The sequence below is a fragment of the Clostridium sp. HCP1S3_C6 genome, from assembly GCF_052066735.1.
GTDB lineage: Bacteria > Bacillota > Clostridia > Clostridiales > Clostridiaceae > Clostridium.
Window position 1 is genome coordinate 13,229 of the sequence record NZ_JBQHRN010000025.1, and the last position, 20,623, is coordinate 33,851.

General features: G+C 27.1%; 22 protein-coding genes. 21 read left to right on the forward strand and 1 reads right to left on the reverse strand.

Going from position 1 to position 20,623, the window contains the following annotated elements; genetic code table 11:
* Positions 1-12: 12 nt before the first annotated feature.
* From ACTNAO_RS09295 to ACTNAO_RS09355, 13 genes are all read left to right on the forward strand, one after another.
* A complete protein-coding gene (locus ACTNAO_RS09295; RefSeq protein WP_441028499.1) occupies positions 13-738 on the forward strand; it encodes a LytR/AlgR family response regulator transcription factor in 726 nt (241 codons plus the stop codon).
* Entirely contained in the window at positions 735-2,024 is a 1,290-nt protein-coding gene (locus ACTNAO_RS09300) for a sensor histidine kinase (RefSeq protein WP_441028501.1), read from the forward strand. Before ACTNAO_RS09295 ends, ACTNAO_RS09300 begins: the two co-directional genes overlap by 4 nt.
* A gap of 325 nt (positions 2,025-2,349) precedes the next feature.
* Positions 2,350-3,048 (forward strand): TrmB family transcriptional regulator, encoded by a 699-nt coding sequence (locus ACTNAO_RS09305; protein WP_441028503.1) that lies wholly within the window; start codon positions 2,350-2,352, stop codon positions 3,046-3,048.
* Position 3,049: 1 nt separating this feature from the next.
* On the forward strand, positions 3,050-4,297 hold the full coding sequence (locus ACTNAO_RS09310; RefSeq protein WP_441028505.1) for a diaminopimelate decarboxylase: 1,248 nt from the start codon (positions 3,050-3,052) through the stop codon (positions 4,295-4,297).
* 182 nt (positions 4,298-4,479) lie between these two features.
* Positions 4,480-5,028, forward strand: coding sequence for a DUF5662 family protein (locus ACTNAO_RS09315; RefSeq protein ID WP_441028507.1), 549 nt, complete (start codon positions 4,480-4,482; stop codon positions 5,026-5,028).
* A 25-nt stretch (positions 5,029-5,053) separates the two neighbouring features.
* Entirely contained in the window at positions 5,054-5,611 is a 558-nt protein-coding gene (locus ACTNAO_RS09320; RefSeq protein ID WP_441028509.1) for a DUF3267 domain-containing protein, read from the forward strand.
* 32 nt (positions 5,612-5,643) lie between these two features.
* Positions 5,644-6,288, forward strand: coding sequence for an immunity protein Imm33 domain-containing protein (locus ACTNAO_RS09325; protein ID WP_441028511.1), 645 nt, complete (start codon positions 5,644-5,646; stop codon positions 6,286-6,288).
* A gap of 315 nt (positions 6,289-6,603) precedes the next feature.
* A complete protein-coding gene (locus tag ACTNAO_RS09330; protein ID WP_441028513.1) occupies positions 6,604-7,629 on the forward strand; it encodes a phosphodiester glycosidase family protein in 1,026 nt (341 codons plus the stop codon).
* Positions 7,630-7,648: 19 nt separating this feature from the next.
* Positions 7,649-8,680 carry a hypothetical protein gene (locus tag ACTNAO_RS09335; protein ID WP_441028515.1) on the forward strand — a complete coding sequence of 344 codons (1,032 nt, stop codon included), beginning with the start codon at positions 7,649-7,651 and terminating at the stop codon, positions 8,678-8,680.
* Positions 8,681-8,688: 8 nt separating this feature from the next.
* Positions 8,689-9,234, forward strand: a complete 546-nt coding sequence (locus ACTNAO_RS09340) for a GNAT family N-acetyltransferase (RefSeq protein WP_441028517.1) — start codon at positions 8,689-8,691, stop codon at positions 9,232-9,234.
* 69 nt (positions 9,235-9,303) lie between these two features.
* A complete protein-coding gene (locus ACTNAO_RS09345; protein WP_441028519.1) occupies positions 9,304-9,477 on the forward strand; it encodes a DUF1540 domain-containing protein in 174 nt (57 codons plus the stop codon).
* Positions 9,478-9,687: 210 nt separating this feature from the next.
* Entirely contained in the window at positions 9,688-10,134 is a 447-nt protein-coding gene (locus ACTNAO_RS09350) for a hypothetical protein (RefSeq protein ID WP_441028521.1), read from the forward strand.
* Between the two features lie 22 nt (positions 10,135-10,156).
* Complete coding sequence (locus tag ACTNAO_RS09355; RefSeq protein ID WP_441028523.1) at positions 10,157-11,104, forward strand: ketopantoate reductase family protein; 948 nt, start codon at positions 10,157-10,159, stop codon at positions 11,102-11,104.
* A 59-nt stretch (positions 11,105-11,163) separates the two neighbouring features.
* Here the strand turns inward: ACTNAO_RS09355 and ACTNAO_RS09360 are convergent, their stop codons facing one another.
* Complete coding sequence (locus ACTNAO_RS09360; protein ID WP_441028525.1) at positions 11,164-11,676, reverse strand: ECF transporter S component; 513 nt, start codon at positions 11,674-11,676, stop codon at positions 11,164-11,166.
* A 71-nt stretch (positions 11,677-11,747) separates the two neighbouring features.
* Between ACTNAO_RS09360 and ACTNAO_RS09365 the strand changes: the two genes are divergently transcribed.
* From ACTNAO_RS09365 to trpA, 8 genes are all read left to right on the forward strand, one after another.
* The gene (locus ACTNAO_RS09365; protein ID WP_441028527.1) at positions 11,748-13,532 is read left to right on the forward strand and encodes a methyl-accepting chemotaxis protein; all 1,785 of its coding nucleotides are present in this window, start codon (positions 11,748-11,750) and stop codon (positions 13,530-13,532) included.
* A 503-nt stretch (positions 13,533-14,035) separates the two neighbouring features.
* Positions 14,036-15,430 carry an anthranilate synthase component I gene (gene trpE, locus ACTNAO_RS09370; RefSeq protein ID WP_441028530.1) on the forward strand — a complete coding sequence of 465 codons (1,395 nt, stop codon included), beginning with the start codon at positions 14,036-14,038 and terminating at the stop codon, positions 15,428-15,430.
* The gene (locus ACTNAO_RS09375) at positions 15,427-16,005 is read left to right on the forward strand and encodes an anthranilate synthase component II (protein WP_441028532.1); all 579 of its coding nucleotides are present in this window, start codon (positions 15,427-15,429) and stop codon (positions 16,003-16,005) included. Before trpE ends, ACTNAO_RS09375 begins: the two co-directional genes overlap by 4 nt.
* Positions 15,995-17,002 carry an anthranilate phosphoribosyltransferase gene (gene trpD, locus ACTNAO_RS09380; protein ID WP_441028534.1) on the forward strand — a complete coding sequence of 336 codons (1,008 nt, stop codon included), beginning with the start codon at positions 15,995-15,997 and terminating at the stop codon, positions 17,000-17,002. The genes ACTNAO_RS09375 and trpD overlap by 11 nt, the downstream gene beginning before the upstream one ends.
* Before the next feature lie 27 nt (positions 17,003-17,029).
* Positions 17,030-17,839 (forward strand): indole-3-glycerol phosphate synthase TrpC, encoded by an 810-nt coding sequence (gene trpC, locus ACTNAO_RS09385; protein ID WP_441028536.1) that lies wholly within the window; start codon positions 17,030-17,032, stop codon positions 17,837-17,839.
* The gene (locus ACTNAO_RS09390; protein ID WP_441028538.1) at positions 17,839-18,450 is read left to right on the forward strand and encodes a phosphoribosylanthranilate isomerase; all 612 of its coding nucleotides are present in this window, start codon (positions 17,839-17,841) and stop codon (positions 18,448-18,450) included. The genes trpC and ACTNAO_RS09390 overlap by 1 nt, the downstream gene beginning before the upstream one ends.
* Before the next feature lie 4 nt (positions 18,451-18,454).
* Positions 18,455-19,627 (forward strand): tryptophan synthase subunit beta, encoded by a 1,173-nt coding sequence (trpB, locus tag ACTNAO_RS09395; RefSeq protein ID WP_441028540.1) that lies wholly within the window; start codon positions 18,455-18,457, stop codon positions 19,625-19,627.
* Position 19,628: 1 nt separating this feature from the next.
* Positions 19,629-20,405 carry a tryptophan synthase subunit alpha gene (gene trpA, locus ACTNAO_RS09400; protein WP_441028542.1) on the forward strand — a complete coding sequence of 259 codons (777 nt, stop codon included), beginning with the start codon at positions 19,629-19,631 and terminating at the stop codon, positions 20,403-20,405.
* Positions 20,406-20,623: the final 218 nt, after the last annotated feature.

Sequence of the window (20,623 nt, forward strand, 5' to 3'; positions counted from 1 at the left end):
GGAGGGGTGACTATGAAGATACTTTTAGTTGAAGATGATGTTATTCAAAATAAAAATTTAGCTAGAATTATAGAAAAATATTATTTAGATATAAAAGTTTATAAAGCATTTTCAGTAAAAGAAGCCTTAGATATAGTAAATAATCAAAAAATTGACTTGATTTTTGAAGATATAAATCTTCCTGATGGAACAGGCATTGATCTTGCTAAAAAAATACGTGAAATTAAAGGATATGAACTTACAGGAATTGTCTTTATAACAAGTGAAATGTTTCAAGTTGTAGATGCCTTTAAAAATACTCATTGTTATGATTTTTTAGTAAAACCATATAATATTGAAGATATTAAAAGAATAATAGATGTATTTTATAAGGACGAGGAAGATATTCCTGAAGATAAGGGACCTTATAGTATAATAAATGTTGATAATAATGTGAGCATTAAGGTATACCATAATGATATAATTTTTGTTGAATATGTATCAAGAAAGTGTATTATTCATACTATTAAAAATGAAATTGAATGTAAAAGTATGACACTATCAAAATTATTAGAAGAAATAGAATCAGATACTATACTTCAATCTCACAAATCTTATATTGTAAATACAAAATATATAGAAAAAATTGACAAGCAGTATTCTAAACTTTGGGATATATCATTTATGGGAACTGACAAAAAAGCAGAACTTTCTGCAAAATTTAAGGATAAAATATTTGAAAGTTGGAATAAGGAATGAGCATTGTAGATAACTTTTTGAAATTATTTACTGTATTAACTATATACAATGTTATTTATAATAAAACAAGAGCAAAACATGCACTAGCTAGTATAATTTTAGCACTTTTATTATCTCTTTTTATGCCAGATGCTTTTATAGCAGTAGAAATAACAGAGGACACTTATATATTATCTTATGTATTATCTAATTTTATAGTAATAGTTATATATTCTATTTTTATGAAATTCTTTCATAAGGAAACCATATTTGATGCCACATCAAGGATTATAATATGTTATGTAATAGGAATTATACCGGAATTTATTGTTACAGCTATATTTTCTATTTGTAAACTTGATAGAAGTAAAATATATTTGACACTAATGCTTTTAATAGCATATTATTTAACATTATTTATAGCATACAATATTAGGAAAAAAGCTAAGTTTAATAGTGTTAAAATATCGCTTTTGAATATAAAAATAGCAATAATGGGTATGGTTACTTTTGGTCTTATAGCAATAGTTGTAAAATTTGTAAGTACAGAATTAACTATAACAAGTAAAATGAAAATATTTTTGTATGTAATATTATTTTGCTTTGCATTAACAAGTCTTGTTTTATCTATTGATATAGTCCATGAAATGGGTGAAAAGAAGAATTTAGAAATGCAAGTTAAATACAATGATATATTAGAAGAATATATTCAAAGAATAAGGGCTACTGAACATGAATATAAAAACCATCTAAATGTAGTATATACTATGCTTGAGGTTGGGACTGATGATGAAATAAAAGATATGGTAAGAAAATATATAGATAATAATAAATCTAATGATAAATTAACTAAGCTTATATATATAAATAATACTATATTAAAGGCTGTAGTATATAGTAAATTATGCGAAGCTGAAAAGAAAAATATTAAATTTATTCATAATATAAAAAGTAATTTAAATGATAGTGGTTTAAAGGACGAGGAAATAGTAGTGCTTCTTACTAATCTTTTAAATAATGCAATTGAATCTGCAGAAAATAGTGAAAAAAAAGAAGTTGAACTTACAATAAAGGAAATAAATAATAATAATAAAGTTACTTATTCTATAAAGGTAAGAAATACTGGTAATAATCTTGAATCATTAAAAGTTTCGTCGATGGTAAAAAAAGGCTTTTCAAGCAAAGGAACAGGACGTGGCTATGGATTATATAATATTCAAAAAATTATTAATGCTCATAAGGGCAATTTAATAGTTGATATAATAGATAATAATAATATTGAAATAGAAGTTCAAATAAGACCATAAAAATCTAAATTATTATGAAATTATTTACATTAACATGAAATTGACAGAGTGTAACTTTTGTACATAAAAAACGCAATTTTATACAAAAGTTATATTTTTTATAAATAAATGTTTATAATGTAATCATAGAAAAAGAAATTTTGTACGAGTTTTAAAATTTTATTAAAAAATTAATGTTATCCTCCAACAAAAAAAGAAAAGCTAGTTTATGCTTTTCTTTTTTTAATCTTTTTTAAATGAAAAACATTATCAATTACTGTTGACATTTTGTATAAAATGTAATATAGTATTCCTTGATAGGAATACTACAATTCTTCTATAAGGAGTGATAAATATAGATATAGTTGAGAACTTAATGAATTTCTCCTTAACAAGACAAGAAGCAACCATATATTTATTCTTACTTAGAGAAGGAGATTTAAATGGCTATGAAGTTTCAAAGCTTACAGGAATATCTAGGTCTAATGCATATAATGCTCTAGCCTCATTAGTAGAAAAGGGAGCTGCATATAAAATTGAGGGAAATGCAGTGGTATATACGCCTGTAAATATTAATGAGTTTTGTTCAAATAAAATAAGATTTTTAGATTCTGTAAAAAAAGACCTTATTAAAAATATTCCAAGTAAAAAAGAACAATCTGATGGATACATAACAATTAAAGGTAAGAATCATATAATAGATAAAATGAAAAATATAATTTTAAATGCAAAAGAAAGAGTATATATTTCATTATCTGAAAATTTATTAGATATAGTAGTGGAAGAACTACAAGAAGTATCTAAAAAAGAAATAAAAATAGTTATAATTACTGACAAAAAAAATGATTTTGAAAATGCAATATTTTATTATTCAAGGAAAAAAACAAACCAAATTAGAATTATTGCAGATTCTAAAATAGTATTAACAGGGGATGTAGAAGATACATGTCTTTATTCTAGTAACAATAACTTAGTTGAAGTTTTTAAGGAAGCTTTAACTAATGAGATAAAGTTAATTGAATTAAATAAAGGGAGAGATAAATAATATGCTAAAGAAACCATTTGTAACAAAAGAACAAATTGAAAAAATTGCAAAGGAATATCCTACACCTTTCTACATTTATGATGAAAAAGGAATAAGAGAAAATGCTAGAAAATTAAAAAAGGCTTTTTCATGGAATAAGGGATATAAAGAATATTTTGCTGTAAAGGCAACTCCAAATCCTTATATTTTAAAAGTATTGCAAGAAGAAGGCTGTGGAACTGATTGTTCATCATTAACTGAACTTATGATGTCAGATAAATGTGGCTTTAAGGAAAGAGATATTATGTTTTCTTCAAATGATACACCAGCTGAAGAATTTAAACTTGCTAGAGAATTAAATGCAACTATTAATTTAGATGATATTACTCATATTGATTTCTTAAAAGAAGTAGCAAGTATTCCAAAGATAATATCATGCAGATATAATCCAGGTGGAAAATTTGAACTTGGAACTGATATAATGGATAATCCTGGGGATTCTAAGTATGGTATGACTAAAGATCAACTTATTGAAGCTTTTAAGAGATTAAAAGAACTTGGAGTAGAAGAATTCGGTATACACTCATTTTTAGCAAGTAATACAGTATCAAATGAATATTATCCAGCACTAGCTAAAATTCTTTTTGAAGTAGCAGTAGAATTAAAAGAAAAAACTGGTGTTCATATTGGATTTATTAATCTTTCTGGTGGAGTTGGAATTCCATATACAGAAGATAAAGAACCAAATGACATTATGGTAATAGGTGAAGGTGTAAGAAAAGTTTATGAAGAAGTATTAGTACCAGCTGGTATGGGAGATGTTTCAATATACACAGAACTTGGAAGATTTATGCTTGCACCATATGGAGCATTAGTTACAAAAGCTATTCATGAAAAGCATATTTATAAGGAATATATTGGTGTTGATGCATGTGCAGTAAACTTAATGAGACCAGCTATGTATGGAGCATATCATCACATTACAGTTTTAGGAAAAGAAAATGAACCAAAGGATCATAAATATGATGTAACAGGATCATTATGTGAAAATAATGATAAGTTTGCCATAGATAGAATGCTTCCAAAGATAGACATGGGTGATTATTTAGTAATTCACGATGCTGGAGCACATGGTTTCTCTATGGGATATAATTACAATGGTAAATTAAAATCTGCTGAGCTTTTATTAAGAGAAGATGGATCTGTTAAACAAATAAGAAGAGCAGAAACTCCAGAAGATTATTTTGCAACACTTGACTTTAATTTTTAAAAGTTTAACTATTAGTGCTAGACTATGATATATTTCATAGTTTTAGCACTTTTTTTCATTTTTATTTAAGAAAATATGATAAATTGATTAATTACGTGTAAAATGATAAAATTAGAAAGTAACAGGAAATTTAGGCTTGTTATTGTATAATTCATAAAAAAAAATGCAAAAGAGGCAATTATATGAATGGAAAGGATTTATTTAAAAATTCAATAGGACATTTTAAGACTATAACAAATCACAAAAGACTTGTTATGAAATATTGCTTTAAGGTTGGTCTTTACAAGCAAGCTGTTTTACATGACTTATCGAAGTATTCTTGGATAGAATTTAAAACAGGTATAAAGTATTATAACGGTTCAGTAAGTCCTAATGGAATTGAAAAAAGAACTGTAGGAGTATCTGAGGCTTGGCTTCACCATAAGGGAAGAAATAAACATCATTTTGAATATTGGCTTGATTATGGAATGGATCCTTCAAAAGGAATTATTGGTATGGAAATGCCTAAAAAATATGTAATCGAAATGTTTATAGATAGAATGTGTGCATGTATAAATTATGAAAAGGATAAATATACAGATGAAAGCCCTCTCATTTATTACAATAGAGGAAAGAATCACTACATTCTTCATGAAAACACAAGAGAAATGTTAGAAATGCTTCTAGAAAAACTTGCAAAGGATGGACAAAAAACAACATTAGACTATATAAAAAATGTTATGCTTAAATAAATTTATTTACAAGGAGAGGAAATGGTTGAAAAATATTCACATAACAGAGGATGAAGTGGAAATTTCAATACTAGAAATATGCAAATATGGTATGATGTTTTCTATTTTGCCAATAATTATTTTATTTTTTGTATATTACTTTATAAGAGGTACATATGATTTTTTATCATCACCTTGGACAACATATTTTATTACATTAGCAATATTTATTGGGTTATTTGCATTACATGAGCTTGTTCATGGAATTGCATACTATGTATATAACGGAAGAGATTTTAAAAGCATTCATTTTGGAACTGATGAAGAATACTTAAAACCATATTGTAAATGCTATAAATCAATTGATGTTAATAAGTTTATAATAAGTAAATTAGCTCCTATAATTATTTCTGGAGTTATACCATATATACTTTCTATAATTTTTGGAAATTTCTTTTTAATGCTTGCTAGTCTTTTGACTATTTTTTCATGTGGAGTTGATATTATACTTGTAATGGAAATAAGAAAGCATAAAGAAATAAAAAAAATAAAGGATAATGATGTTTCGTATGGCTATATGAGATTTTCTATAAACAAGGAATAAAAAGTTTTAATATACAAAGGGGTTGCTTAAACATGTCTAATATGGGAAATATAATTGAATTAAAAAAAGAAATAAATAATAAAAATATAATAATTAAATGTGAAGAATTTTTAAAGGATCAAGGTAATTGGCTTTTATCTGTATTTGAAAAGGAAGTAGCAGATAAAATATGTGATGATTTTAAGGTACAAGTAGGATTTACTATGTATATTTTTAAAGATAAAGGTGAGTTCTTTGAAGTTATTATACCAGATTATGCAAAAGATCCATTTAAGGATACAACAGATAATATTTCTATATCATTAATACTTCAATTCCAATTAAATGATACAGTAAAAAAATTAGATGTTAATTATGAAGATGTTGCATTTGATGATGAACTTTTACTTTTAACTAAAGCAAGAAATTCAGACAATATATACTTAGAAAGATATAAAGATTATAATAAAGGACAGTCAGGATGGTATATTGGAGCAATTAATATGACAGAAGATATGCCAAAGCCAGAAAAGGGCGATATTGAACATATTGCTGTTTGCGATATACTAAAATTCAGACCAGATCTTTTAAAGCTTTTATCATTACCTAAAGGATATATTATTACAATCTTACATAATGAAATAGTTGAGATTATGGATGGTGATAGTAAAATTGTGTATAAAAAATTAGAGGATTAATAATTAAGTGGCTTTTTACGCTTTGCTTAAAAGCCAATCTCCACAGGAGATAATTAAGAATTATTGTGTTTTGGCCCAAAGTATTTATGCTATTAGGTTTTATGTAAAATTTGGTGTAAGCGTTGAAATATGGAGCTTGTCCACCCACATAAATATAAATTAAAATTTTTGCGACGAAGGAGCAAAAATATCCTCAATTCTTAATTCTTAATTATTAATTCTTAATTATTAATTAACCGAAGTTGTAAGTATAAAGAACAGAAAGTGAAATGAGGTAAATATTTGAGGGCACATTAAAAAAAGGAAGGAGTAAAAATGGATAAAAGGGCACAAAGAAATAGTAAAAAGCAAAAGAAAAAAAAGAAAAATGGGTATAAAATTTTTGCATTATTTGTTTTATATGAATTCTTTTTTGGAATAATAACAGCTCCATTTGTACTTTTGTATGGTCCATTTCAAAATGCAAAATCAAGATTTGTTGGTACAGCAATGGGGTCTATGCATTATCAATGGATGGCTACTATGTTTTTATCTGATGAAAAAATAGCAGAAATATTAGGTACAGAAAGTAAAAATACAGATGAAGAAATAGATGAGAGTGCTGTTAATTTATCAAATAAGTGGGATTCTACAATAACTTATGATATTTTAGATAACAACAGTAATTTTATAGGTCATGTATTAACTGTATCAAATCCTAAAAGAATTCATATAGGATATACTTCAAAATTAAATGATGAAAATAGAGTTGGAGAAACTACATCTAAAATTGCTATGAATAATGATGCTATAGCTGCAATTAATGGTGGTGCATTTACAGATGAAGTGAATACTCAAGAATGGACAGCCAATGGTGGTACACCTTCAGGAGTTATTATTACAGATGGAAAGGTTATTTATGATGATTTAAATGGCTCATCTACAGGAATGGTAGCAATGACAAAATCAGGAAGATTAATAGTTGGAAATTATTCAGTGGATGAACTTTTTGAAAAAAATGTTACAGAAGCTGTGAGTTATCAAACACAAGTTCTTATAAATAATGGCAAGATGACATCTATAAAAGGTGATGGTGGAGAAGGAAGTGCACCTAGAACTCTTATAGGTCAAAACAAGGATGGTAATATAATACTTGCAGTGTTAGATGCTAAGCATGAAGGCTCAAGAACCGCAGCTACAATTAAGGAAGCACAGGAAGTAATGTATAAACTTGGTTGTGTAACTGCAGGAACATTAGATGGTGGTAAATCAGCAACAATGTACTATAATGAGGAAGTAGTAAACAAGCCATCATATGCATATGGCGAAAGATCTATACCTACTGCAATTATAGTTAAATAATTAAATGGAGTAGTAAATAATGAAAAAATTTAAAGTTATATTAGTATGGAGTTTGTTTTGTATTTTAATAGAATGCTTAGTACTTTTTTATTTAGATAAAATTGCTTTTAAACATTCATCTGATTTTACAGTAAAGCAAGTTAGTAGTGAAGAGGATATAAAGGATGAATATGAAGTGGATATTCCTGACGAGGCATCATCAATACAAGCATCCTTTAATGGTAGATATATATCATATTTTGAAAATGAAAGCTTTTATGTTGTAGATACAAAATCTTTAGATAAGAAAGAAGTATTTACTGATGAAGATGATAAAAATGTACTTTTTGCAAAATGGCTTCCTGATAGAAATTTGCTAGTATTAGCAGTAAAAGAAAAAAACAAAAATGGTAATGTTATTTCATTAAAAAATTATGATGCTAAAGCTGAGGAAAATAAATCAATTAAAGAAATTTGTACTTATGAAAATGGCATGAATGTTGATGATATTGCAACTACAACACTTTCAGGTGTTAGTTATGTTGGAATTAGTAGAAAAAATGATACATCATTAATTTATAGAATTGATATCAATGAAGATATGAAAAAGGTTACAACAAAAGCTAATAAAGTTGGTTCTATGGGAATTTTCCCTCATGAGGATACTCTTGTATATGAAGATAAAAAAACTAATAGATACTATAGTTATTCTAATGGTGCAACCAAAAGAATTGATTTGTCTAGTTATGGAAATGTTGCTCTTTTAGCCATGGATAATAGTGGTAATATATATATGGGGCAAATAAATAATGATGAAATAAATAATATTGTTTATGGTAAATATAATGAAAGTATTAGTAGTTGGAAAAATAGAACTTTAAAATCAGCAAAAAGGGAAAAAGATATTTTTATAAATAGTGATAAACAACTTCTTATAAATGATGAAGATAAAATATGCAATTTAGATACTGGAAAAGAAACTGAATATGTAGGAGAACTTTTAGAAATAAAGGATAATGTTATATGCAGTAGAAAAGATAATAAGGTTTATTTAAAGAAATATAATTTTTAGGTGATTAAATGCAAATTAAAGATATTAATAATAAATTAGTTCATTGTAGTTTAAAATTATTAGATGAATCATATATAGATGCTATGGTAGAAATTGAAGAAAATATAGTTGAAGATCTATCTAATAAATCATTTTATGCTAAAAGTACTAAAGAAGATTTTGAAAATATTATAAATAATTATAATAACAAGGTAATAGGATTAGTTAATAACAAGAATGAACTTATAGCAATGGGAGTTTATGTTGCTTTTTTAGATTTTAAAGAAAACTATGGCTATGATTTAGATGTACCAATAGAAAATTTAAAGTACGTAGGGAATATTGAATCTACATTAGTTAGAAAAGAATATAGAGGAAACGGAATTCAAAAGAAAATATGCATAGAACTTGAAAGATATGCTAAAAATGATGGAATTAAAATTTTAGGTGCAACTGTAGCGCCTGATAATAAATTTAGTTTAAATAATTTTTTAAATTTAGGATATAAGATATATAATAGAAAGATTAAATATGGTAGTTTTGATAGGTATATATTAAAAAAAGAATTAATATAAATTTATATGAATAAAAACTTCTTTTTAGAACAAACTAATATTGTAATAAGAGTAAAGGAGGTTTTACATATGGATAAATGCACATGTGGCAGTAATAGTAACATTAAATGTTCTGTAAAACAATGTAAATTTAATAATGAAAGTTCAGGACATTGCTCATTAGAAGAAATTAAGATTGGAACTCATGAAGCTAATCCTACAGTTCCACAATGTACAGATTGTGAATCATTTGTACTAAAATAATAATATATTAATTTTGTAATAATAGATTTATTAAATTAGTATGTTTTTAGCCAGCTTATGAAAAGTAAGCTGGCTTTTCATCATATAAAAATATACATAATATTAATAAAATTAAATTTCTTAATATTTATTTAAATATTAGGTAAAGTGTTTAGGAAAATAAGTATTTTGTCGATATATTATTATAAATAAAAATGTGGATGTGATAATATGAAGTTAGCAGAAATAAATAAAATAATAGTACAGCAAATAAAAAAACAACTAAAGTTACTTAATAATGCGAAGTTTATAAGCACACCTAAAAAAAATAATGTAATATCTTATTCTATAAAAAGTGAGTTTGGAACAACACTTATAGATGTGTATTATATTATTATTGATAATATAGATGTAAAGATTGTAAAAATAGTTGATTTAATAAATGGAAGTGAAGAAGTATGGAGAGATGGTACTGTATATAAAATAATGAAAGATATGAAGGGATGGTATTATAGCTATAGTGAATTTACTTTTGAAAATACTTGTATTTTAGCAGAATTTAAAGATCACCATATTAGAATAGACAAAAAGTATTATGATTCTTATGTATATATTACAAGTAAGGTGGTTGCAGAATTAATATTAAAGCATTATTATAAATTATATAATAAAAACTAGTAATTTTGGGAGATGTAATATAATGAAAGCTTTAATATGTGGTTCAGGAGCAATTGGAATAGCAATAGGTGCATCACTTATAGATTCAGGTGTTGAAACTACTTTTTTTGCAAAGGGAAAAACAAAAGATGCAATATTAAATGGTGGTATAAAGCGTATTGGATTGTTTAAGGAAATTACAATTCCTAAAGAAAATGTACAAGTTTTCGATAAGTATAATACAATTAATGATTCATTTGATTATATTATAATATCATCAAAAACTACGAGTAATGAAGACATTGCTTTAAACTTAGACAAAAATAGAAATCTTTTGAAAGACAATGGAAAAATAGTTATTTTTCAAAATGGCTGGCACACCGATAAAGAATTTTTAAAATACTTTACTAAAGAGCAAGTTTATTCAGCTAGAATAATTACGGGATTTGAAAGACCAGAAAGAAATATAAGTAAAATAACAGTTCATGCAGATCCTGTGTTTATAGGTTCTTTATATGGATTTTCAGAAGATGCAGTTAAACCTTTAGCTGAGGCTATAGATAAAAGTGGTATACCTTGTGAAACAACAATGGAGGTTTCAAAGGCTTTATGGGCTAAAATGCTTTATAATTGCACATTAAATCCATTAGGAGCAGTTCTTAGAGTAAATTATGGAAAACTTGCTGATTGTGAAAATTCAAAATTTATAATGAATAATATAATTGATGAGATTTTTAAAGTTATGGAAGCTTCAAATAATAAATCTTATTGGAACAATGCAGATGAATATAAAAAGGATTTTTATGAAAAGCTAGTACCTAGTACATATGATCATAGAGCATCAACTCTTCAAGATATAGAAAGAAAAATCAAAACAGAAATAGATACATTAACAGGTAGTATTATTGAACTTGGTAATAAATATAATATTGATACTCCTTATAATAAAATGATGTACAACTTAATAAAATCTATAGAAAGTAATTTTTAAGCAAAGAAAGACAGTACTATTTCCATTAAATAATACTGTCTTTTTTATAATTTAATTTATTATAGTTCTTTTAATTTTTCAAGAGAATTTGTTTTTAATAATAGTACGTAAAATATTGAAACAAATATTAATCCACAAGCTGTTTGAATACAGAAACCTGGAATTGCGGCAATACCAGCTTCTAATCCAAAGAATATTATACTAAAGATTGTATATGCTACTATTTGAAATAATCCACCAAGTATAGCACCAACAAACCATGAATATTTTAATTTTGAACATTTTTTTATGAATATGCCCATAATTATTGCCATTATAGATTTTATAAAAAATGTAGGAATAACCCATATTAGGTATCCTCCTAAAATATCTGATAAAGCTCCTCCAATAGCTCCAGCTAAGGCTCCTCTTTTATATCCCATAATTATAACTGCTAAGAATATGAAAGCATCACCTAAATGAGTGTATCCATTAACAGATGGAATTTTTAAAAAGAATGTAGCTAGGTATACTAAAGCTGCAAATATACCTATTTTAGTAATATCTTTTGTTTTGTTACTTATGTTATCCAAATTTATCCCTCCAAATCTTTTGTATAGCAATATTATAATATAATAAGCAAATAGAATATGCAAATTATGAAATGAAAATTCAAGAGATTATAGAAAAAGACGATAATTATAAAAATGCTTATACTTGTAAAGGTAGTGATATTATGAAAGAACAAATAAAAAACAAAAAAATAAAATTACGAGGGAGAAAATCATTAGGAAATACTATTGAATATTTAAGTGGTTTGCTTGTGATTATTGTAGTGGCAATTAGTATACTAGTTACAATACCTAATTATAGAGAAAATATTAAGCTGCAAGTAAAAAATAATATGGAAAATTTAATAACTTCATATGGAATGTTAGTTGATGCTACTATAGATTCAAATGGAACATTGTCAGAAGATGATGCAAGAGAGTTATTAAGTGATGTAAAAATTCAAGGGTTACAATCAAGTTATACATATTTAGTATCATGTGATGGTACAATGATCTATCATCCTACTACAGATAAAATTGGTAAACCTGTTGAAAATAACGTTGTACATAATGTTGTAGAAGAATTGAAAAATGGAAACATACCTGATAATAAGGTAGTTGAATATGACTTTAGAGGTGTGAAAAAATATGCAGGTTATTATATATCGCCTAAAGATAAGTGCATTTTAATTGTTACAGCAAATGAGTCTGAAATATTAAAGCCAATAAAAATTTTTATAATTAGAATGATTGTAATACAAACTATAATATTAATATTGGTAATATTAATAAGTAAATTAATTATTAATAAGGTAATTAAGCCATTAAAAAGATTGAAAAAATTAGCAGAAAAAACAGCTGAATATGATTTAAAAGATAAAGAAAATTTTAATGATATAATTTCAAGAAGAGATGAAATAGGAGAAATAGGAAGAGCATTTGTTAATATGAGGAAAAATCTAAGAAGTATTGTATCTCAAATAGACAATACATCAAAGAGTATATCAAAAAGTGCTGAAGATATAGAATATGTAACTAATATTATAAGTGAAAATTCAAGTAATAATTCTTCCGTAACAGAAGAACTTGCAGCTGGTATGGAAGAAACTACAAGAGCTACTTCAAACATTAGTGAAAGTGCTTTGTCAATTGATGCAGAGACTAAGGATATTAACATATTAGCAGAAGAATGTTTAAAAGCTTCAAGGGAAGTTTTCTTTAGAGCAGATGATATTAATAAAAATATAGATAATAAGAAGAAAATTGCAAGAAAATTATGTGAAGAAGTTAATGAAAAAACTGAGATAGCAATTAATGAAGCAAAATCTGTTGATAAAATAAATGAGCTTGCTAGTGCAATAAAGGCAATAACTACTCAAACTAGTATGCTTTCATTAAATGCATCTATTGAAGCAGCAAGGGCTGGTGAATATGGAAAAGGCTTTGCAGTAGTTGCAGATGAAATTTCAAATCTTGCAAATCAATCAGCAGAAACAGTAGGTAGAATTACAGAAATTGTTGAAGATGTACACATGGCTGTAAGGAATATGACTGATTGTATGAATCAAACAATGAATTTTTTAAAAGAAAATGTATTTAATGATTATGAGGAATTTTCTTCAGTAGGAAATCAATATAGAGATGATGCAAAAACTTTTGAAAAAAATGCAAAGGATATAAGTAGTTCTATAAATATGCTATCAAGTGAAATAGGAAGAATATCAGAAGCAATTGCAGGTATGAATACAACTATAAATAATTCTACAAATGGAGTTAAAGATATTGCGGAGAAAACATCTAATATAGTTACATCATTAGATAAAGCTTATGATTCAGTTAAAGAAAATATTAAATACTCAAATGATTTAGAAAGTATTGTTGATAAATTTGAACTTTAAAATTTCAATCAAAAAATGACCCTAATTGTATATTAGAGTCATTTTTTGAAAAGTAATAAAAAAATCATAATATAATATTGACACTTAATGTAACAAGTGGTAACATAAATTCATAAAGTAAATTAAAGTCTTTGATAAGAAGTAAGTAGATAAATTGTGTTTATTTCCAGAGAGTTTAGCAATTGGTGAGAGCAAGCAATGTAGCATTTATTGAATGGATCTTTGAGACTGCACTTGGAATTTTAGTATAAGTGCACGGGAGTTAACCGTTATATTAGCAGGGTATTGTAAGTACCTTTTAAAGTTTGTGCATGATAGGTGGCATAGCGATATACATTTCGTCCTACATAGAGGTGAAGTGTTTTTTTTATTTTTAAATTTTGTTATGCTTTTATGTATGATAAATATGGGTGGCACCACGAGTCACTTCGTCCCATTTATAGGATGAAGTGACTCTTTTTATAGAGAAAATTATATGAGTAAATAAAAGGAGGATTAATTATATGATTAACATTACAAAAGAGCAGTTTAATGAAAAGAAATCATCAGGCAAGGTTTTTTCTATTATGAGTGAATTTAGAGGTGATGAAATTACACCAATTACAATTTTTAAAGGATTTAATGGAAAAGGACAATTTATTTTAGAGAGCGGAAGTAAGGAAAATAGATTTGGAAGATATTCTTTCTTAGGAGAAAATCCATATAAAGAAGTAGTCGGAAATACAATAAATGAGGTTAATGAAGTTAAGAAAGAAATAGAAATAGAATTTGATGCTGAAGAAAATCCATTTCCATTTAAAGGTGGAGCAATTGGTTATATGGGTTATGATACAGTAACATTTTATGAAAAAAAATTGAATTTTAAAAATGATGATCCTCTAGATCTTCCAATAGTAAGATTCAATTTTTATAAAAAGTATATAGCTTATGATCATTTTACTCATAGAGTATATGTAGTAGAAAACATAGATAAAAATGATAAAAGAGATTATGAAGAAATAATAGAAAAACAAAAAGAATATTTCATGTCACTTTTAACTAGCACTAGCTATTCATTTCAGGAAGAAAGAAAAAATGATGATGTTGAATTTAAGTTTGTTACCAATAGAGAAAAGTACATTGAAAATGTAAAAAAAGCTAAGGAATATATAAAAGCAGGAGATATATTCCAAGTAGTACCATCTCTTAGAATGTATTGTGAAACTAAAGAAAGTCCTTTTGAAATATATAGAAGACTTAGAGAAAAAAATCCATCACCATATATGTATTTTATAGATTATGAATCATATCAAATAATAGGATCTTCACCAGAAAGTTTAGTATCTGTTAAAGACGGATTAGCAAGTACAAATCCAATTGCAGGATCTATAAGAAGAGGAAAAGATGATAAGGAAGATAAGGAATTAGAAAATCACTTATTAAATGATGTTAAGGAAAGAGCAGAACATGTAATGCTTGTAGACCTTGGAAGAAATGATATAGGAAAAATAAGTGAAATTGGAACAGTAGAAGTTCAAGATTTTATGAAAATAGAAAAATTTTCACATATAATGCACATTACAAGTAAAGTTGTAGGAAAATTAAATAAGGAAAATGATGCATTTTCAGCAATAGCTTCTTGCCTTCCTGCAGGAACATTATCAGGTGCTCCAAAAATAAGAGCCATGGAAATAATAGAAGAATTAGAAGATGTTAAACGTGGAATTTATTCAGGAACTGTTGGTTATTTTTCATTTGATGGAGCAATGGACATGTGTATTGCCATAAGAACAATAGTATTAAAAGGAAAAACAGCTTATATTCAGGCAGGAGCTGGAATTGTTTATGATTCAGTACCAGAAAAGGAATTTGAAGAAACTCAAAGCAAATTAGGTGCATTAAAGGAGGCTTTAAAATGATTTTATTAATAGATAATTACGATTCATTTACATTTAATCTTTATCAATATATGGGTGAATTTGCAGATATAAAAGTTGTTAGAAATGATGAAGTTACAATAGAAGAAATAGAAAAAATAAATCCTAAAGGAATTGTTATTTCACCAGGGCCAGGAAGACCAGAGGATGCTGGAATTTCCATAGAAGTAGCAAAACATTTTGGCGAAAGCATCCCAGTGCTAGGTATTTGCTTGGGACATCAATCAATAGCTGAAGCTTATGGAGGTAAAGTTATAAGAGCTGATGAAATTTACCATGGTAAAAGTTCACAGGTTGAAGTTAAAGGAAATGATATTTTTGAAGGGATACCAAGAAAAATTGATGTTATGAGATATCATTCATTAATTGTAGAAAGATGTTCACTTCCAAAAGAACTTGAAGTAATAGCAGAAACTACTGATAAGCATATTATTATGGCAATAAAGCATAAAACAAAGAAAATATATGGAATACAGTTTCATCCAGAGTCTGTATTTACACCAAAAGGAAAAAGAATTTTAAGAAATTTTGTGGAGGGAATATGCAATGAATATTAAGGAAGCTATAAAAAAGGTAATAGAAAAACAAAATTTAACTGAAAATGAAATGGCAGATGTAATGAATGAAATTATGAGTGGAGAAACAACATCAGCACAAAAAGGTGGATTTTTAATAGGACTTAAAGAAAAAGGTGAAACTCCAGAAGAGTTACTTGGGGCTGCAAAGGCTCTTAGAAGCCACACATTAAAAATAGATATAAAAAATAATGAGCATTTAATAGATTGCTGCGGTACTGGTGGAGATGGAGGAAAAACTTTTAATATATCTACTACAGTAGCAATTGTTATAGCAGCTGGTGGAGTTAAGGTTGCAAAGCATGGAAATCGTGCAGTATCAAGTAAAAGTGGAAGTCTTGATGTTTTAAAAGCATTAAATATAAGAACTGATTATTCAAAAGAAGAAAGTGAAAAAATTATAGAAGAAAAAGGAATGGCCTTTTTACTTGCACCAACTTATAATGGTGGCATGAAAAATGTTGGAAAAGAAAGAATAGAACTTGGAGTAAGAACAATATTTAATATGCTTGCCCCTCTTTTAAATCCTGCACCACTTACAGGACAACTTATGGGAGTATATGATGCAAGTTTAATAGATACAGTAGCGCAAGTTTTAATAGGTCTTGGACTTGATCGTGCTATGGTTGTTCATGGTAATGATGGACTTGATGAATTAACTACTACAACAACATCAGTTGTATGTGAAGTTAAAGATGGAAAAATGAATAAATATATTTTAGATCCTAAGAAATATGGAATAAATTATGCAGATCCTAAAGATATTGAAGGTGGAGATCCAGAGGAAAATGCAAAAATTACAATAAATATATTAAAGGGAGAAAAAGGACCAAAGCGTGATATAGTAGTGTTAAATGCAGCAGCAGCACTTTTTGCAGGAAAAATTGTAGACACAATAGAAGATGGAATTAAAATGACAGAAGATTTAATAGACAGTGGAAAGGCTTATAAAAAGTATGAAGAGCTTGCAAACAATTAATATATTATAAAGTTGAGGTGTGAAAAAGTGATACTTGATGATATAGTAGCAAAGAAAAAAATAAGAATTGAAGAGCATAAGAAAAAAATTTCTTTAGAGGATATTAAGGCTAAGGCAGAAATAATAACTCTTAAAGAAAAAGAAGACAGAAATTATATTAAAAACAAATTTAAAAAGGCTTTAAAGAAAGATGGTTTATCTGTAATTGGCGAATACAAAAAAGCATCACCATCAAAGGGAGTTATAGTAGAAAACTTTGATTTAGATAAAATAATAAAATATTATGAAGGATTAAATATTGATGCTTATTCAGTTCTTACAGAAGAAGATTTTTTCCTTGGAAGCGATAAGAATTTAATTAAAGTAAAATCATCAAGTATAAGACCTATAATTAGAAAAGATTTTATTGTAGATTTTTATCAAATATATGAAGCTAAGGTACTTGGAGCTAGTGCAGTACTATTAATTGTAGCTGAACTTAAGGATAAATTAAAAGAATTTTATGATGAATGTAAAAAATTTAATTTAGATGTACTTGTAGAAGTACATAATGAAGAAGAATTAAAAATTGCTTTAGATGCAGGAGCAGAAATTATAGGAATAAATAATAGAAATTTAAAGAATTTTGTTACAAGCCTTGAAATAACAAAGAAGATCATAAGTCTTATACCAAAGGATAAAGTTATAGTTTCAGAAAGTGGAATGCATTCAATAGAAGACCTAAAAAATGCAAAGGAATTAGGAGCTGATGCAGTTTTAGTTGGTGAAATGTTTATGAGAAATATAAATAATAAAGATTTTATTAGTGAATATAAAAGCTTTAAAGGTGAAAAGTAATGTTAGTAAAAATATGTGGTATTACAAAGCCAGAGGAAATCAAAATTGTAAATGAAGAAAAACCTGATTTTGTAGGTTTTGTATTTGCTGAAAGTAAAAGAAAGATAGATACATTTTTAGCAAAAGAACTTATAAAAAATTTAGATAAAAATATAAAAACAGTTGGGGTATTTAGAAATAATACCTTTAATGAAATATTAAATGTTTTAAAAGAAATTGATATTGATATTATTCAGCTTCATGGTAATGAGGATAATGATTTTATTAATAAGTTAAAGGAAAAATCTAATTGTACTATTTGGAAAGCCTTTTCTATAAAATCAAAAGATGATATAAAAGCTATAGAAGAGTGTCCTGTAGATACTATAATTTTAGATGGTAGTGATCCAGGAAGTGGTAAAACATTTAATTGGAATCATTTAGATAAATTTAATATTAATAAAAATATTATTATTGCAGGTGGTATAAATGAAGATAATGTATTGAAGGCAATAGATATATTTAAACCTATTGCTGTTGATATGTCTTCTAGTGTTGAGAGAATAGATGAAAGAGGCATAAGAATAAAAGATAAAGACAAAATTCATAGAATAATAAGTAAAGTGAGGTAAAACAATGAAAGGAAGATTTGATAAATTTGGAGGACAATATGTTCCAGAAACATTAATGAATGCACTTAATGAACTTGAAGAAGAATACGAAAAGGCTATAAATGATAAAGAATTTATGAATGAATATAGATATTATTTAAAAGAGTATTGTGGCAGACCAAGTTCTTTAGATTTTGCAGAAAATATGAGTAATGAACTTGGAGTTAAAGTTTATTTAAAAAGAGAAGATTTAAATCATACAGGTGCTCATAAGATTAATAATGCATTAGGTCAAGTTTTACTTGCAAAAAGGATGGGAAAGAAAAAGATAGTTGCAGAAACAGGAGCAGGACAACATGGAGTTGCAACTGCTACAATAGCTGCAAAATTTAATATGGAATGTAAGGTATTTATGGGAGAAGAGGACATAAAAAGACAAGCTCTAAATGTTAAGAAAATGGAACTTTTAGGTACAGAAGTAGTTCCAGTTAAAACTGGTAATAGAACCCTTAAAGATGCAGTAAATGAAGTAATAAGATACTGGGTTACAAATGTTAGTGACACATATTATGTAATGGGAACTGCAGCAGGACCACATCCATATCCAGTAATGGTTAAAAAGTTTCAAAGAATAATAGGAGATGAAGCTCTTGCACAAATAGAAGAAAAAGAAGGAAAACTTCCAACAGCAATTATTGCTCCAGTAGGAGGAGGAAGTAATGCTATAGGTATTTTTGCACCATTTATTGATATTCCTTCAGTTAAGCTTATAGGTGTTGAAGGAGCAGGAAAAGGAATAGAAACAGGAATGCATGCAGCAGCCCTTCAAGATAAATCTCTTGGTGTACTTCATGGAATGATGAGTTATGTATTAAAAGATGATGATGGACAAATAAAAGAAGCATATTCAATTTCAGCAGGTCTTGATTATCCTTCAGTAGGACCAGAACATGCTTATCTTTGTGAAACAGGAAGAGCTAAATATGTAGCTGTTAATGATGATGAAGCAATGGATGCACTTTTATATTTAACAAAAACTGAAGGTATTATACCAGCTATAGAATCAGCTCATGCAGTTGCATATGCTAGAAAATATGCAAAGGAACTTTCAAAAGATGATATTATCATAGTTAATATCTCAGGAAGAGGAGATAAGGACATGGATGCAATATTAAAGTATATAGAGGAGAATAAATAATATGAATAGAATTGATGAAGTTTTTAATAAATTAAAAGAAGAAAATAAAAAAGCATTAATACCTTTTATATCAAATGGTGATCCTTCAATTGATGCAACTGTAGAAACTATTTTAGAACTTGAAAAATCAGGAGCAGATATTGTAGAAATTGGAATCCCTTTCTCTGATCCTCTTGCAGATGGTCCTGTAATTCAGGAAAGTTATATTAGAGCCTTAAAAGGTGGAGTAAAGGTAAAAGATGTATTTGAAACAGTAAAAAGGGTAAGAGAAAATAGCAGTATTCCAGTAGTAATAATGGTATACTATAACTTAGTGTTTAGTTATGGTACAGAAAAATTCTTAGAAGACGCTGAGAAAGCTGGCGTGGATGGGCTTATTGTTCCAGATATTCCTCTTGAAGAAAGAGCAGAATTGAAAGCTGACTGCGATAAAAATGGAATATATTTAATACCATTAGTTGCACCTACATCAAAAGATAGAATTAAAAAGATTATTGCTGATTCAAAGGGATTTGTTTATTGTGTATCTTCATGTGGTACTACAGGCGAAAGATCTTCTTTTAGTAGTGATATAAATGAATATTTAGAAACAGTAAAATCATATACAGATATTCCAATATGTTTAGGTTTTGGTATATCATCAAGAGAAGTTGTTAAAAATGTAAAAAATGACTGCGACGGTGTAATTGTAGGAAGTGCAATTGTAAGAAGACTTTATGAAAATAGAAGTGAAGCTTTTGAATTTACAAAAGGACTTAGAGAGGAACTTGATATTTAATTAATAATTAATAATTAAGTGGCTTTTTTGCTACGCTTAAAAGCCAATCTCCACAGGAGATAATTAAGAATTATTGTGTTTTGGCCTAGAACATTGGCATAATTAGATTTTATATAGTTGGTGTAGGCCTTGAAGTTTTAATTAGGCTAAAAATTTAGCTGTGAAATTAAGAATTAATAATTAAGTGGCTTTTTTGCTACGCTTAAAAGCCAATCTCC

Bases quoted from the DNA above. Each gene is read 5' to 3' on its own strand.
- ACTNAO_RS09295 (WP_441028499.1), top strand. From the start codon at position 13: ATGAAGATACTTTTAGTTGAAGATGATGTTATTCAAAATAAAAATTTA.
- ACTNAO_RS09300 (WP_441028501.1), top strand. From the start codon at position 735: ATGAGCATTGTAGATAACTTTTTGAAATTATTTACTGTATTAACTATA.
- ACTNAO_RS09310 (WP_441028505.1), top strand. From the start codon at position 3,050: ATGCTAAAGAAACCATTTGTAACAAAAGAACAAATTGAAAAAATTGCA.
- ACTNAO_RS09315 (WP_441028507.1), top strand. From the start codon at position 4,480: ATGAATGGAAAGGATTTATTTAAAAATTCAATAGGACATTTTAAGACT.
- ACTNAO_RS09325 (WP_441028511.1), top strand. From the start codon at position 5,644: ATGTCTAATATGGGAAATATAATTGAATTAAAAAAAGAAATAAATAAT.
- ACTNAO_RS09330 (WP_441028513.1), top strand. From the start codon at position 6,604: ATGGATAAAAGGGCACAAAGAAATAGTAAAAAGCAAAAGAAAAAAAAG.
- ACTNAO_RS09335 (WP_441028515.1), top strand. From the start codon at position 7,649: ATGAAAAAATTTAAAGTTATATTAGTATGGAGTTTGTTTTGTATTTTA.
- ACTNAO_RS09340 (WP_441028517.1), top strand. From the start codon at position 8,689: ATGCAAATTAAAGATATTAATAATAAATTAGTTCATTGTAGTTTAAAA.
- ACTNAO_RS09345 (WP_441028519.1), top strand. From the start codon at position 9,304: ATGGATAAATGCACATGTGGCAGTAATAGTAACATTAAATGTTCTGTA.
- ACTNAO_RS09350 (WP_441028521.1), top strand. From the start codon at position 9,688: ATGAAGTTAGCAGAAATAAATAAAATAATAGTACAGCAAATAAAAAAA.
- ACTNAO_RS09355 (WP_441028523.1), top strand. From the start codon at position 10,157: ATGAAAGCTTTAATATGTGGTTCAGGAGCAATTGGAATAGCAATAGGT.
- ACTNAO_RS09365 (WP_441028527.1), top strand. From the start codon at position 11,748: ATGAAAATTCAAGAGATTATAGAAAAAGACGATAATTATAAAAATGCT.
- trpE (WP_441028530.1), top strand. From the start codon at position 14,036: ATGATTAACATTACAAAAGAGCAGTTTAATGAAAAGAAATCATCAGGC.
- ACTNAO_RS09375 (WP_441028532.1), top strand. From the start codon at position 15,427: ATGATTTTATTAATAGATAATTACGATTCATTTACATTTAATCTTTAT.
- trpD (WP_441028534.1), top strand. From the start codon at position 15,995: ATGAATATTAAGGAAGCTATAAAAAAGGTAATAGAAAAACAAAATTTA.
- ACTNAO_RS09390 (WP_441028538.1), top strand. From the start codon at position 17,839: ATGTTAGTAAAAATATGTGGTATTACAAAGCCAGAGGAAATCAAAATT.
- trpB (WP_441028540.1), top strand. From the start codon at position 18,455: ATGAAAGGAAGATTTGATAAATTTGGAGGACAATATGTTCCAGAAACA.
- trpA (WP_441028542.1), top strand. From the start codon at position 19,629: ATGAATAGAATTGATGAAGTTTTTAATAAATTAAAAGAAGAAAATAAA.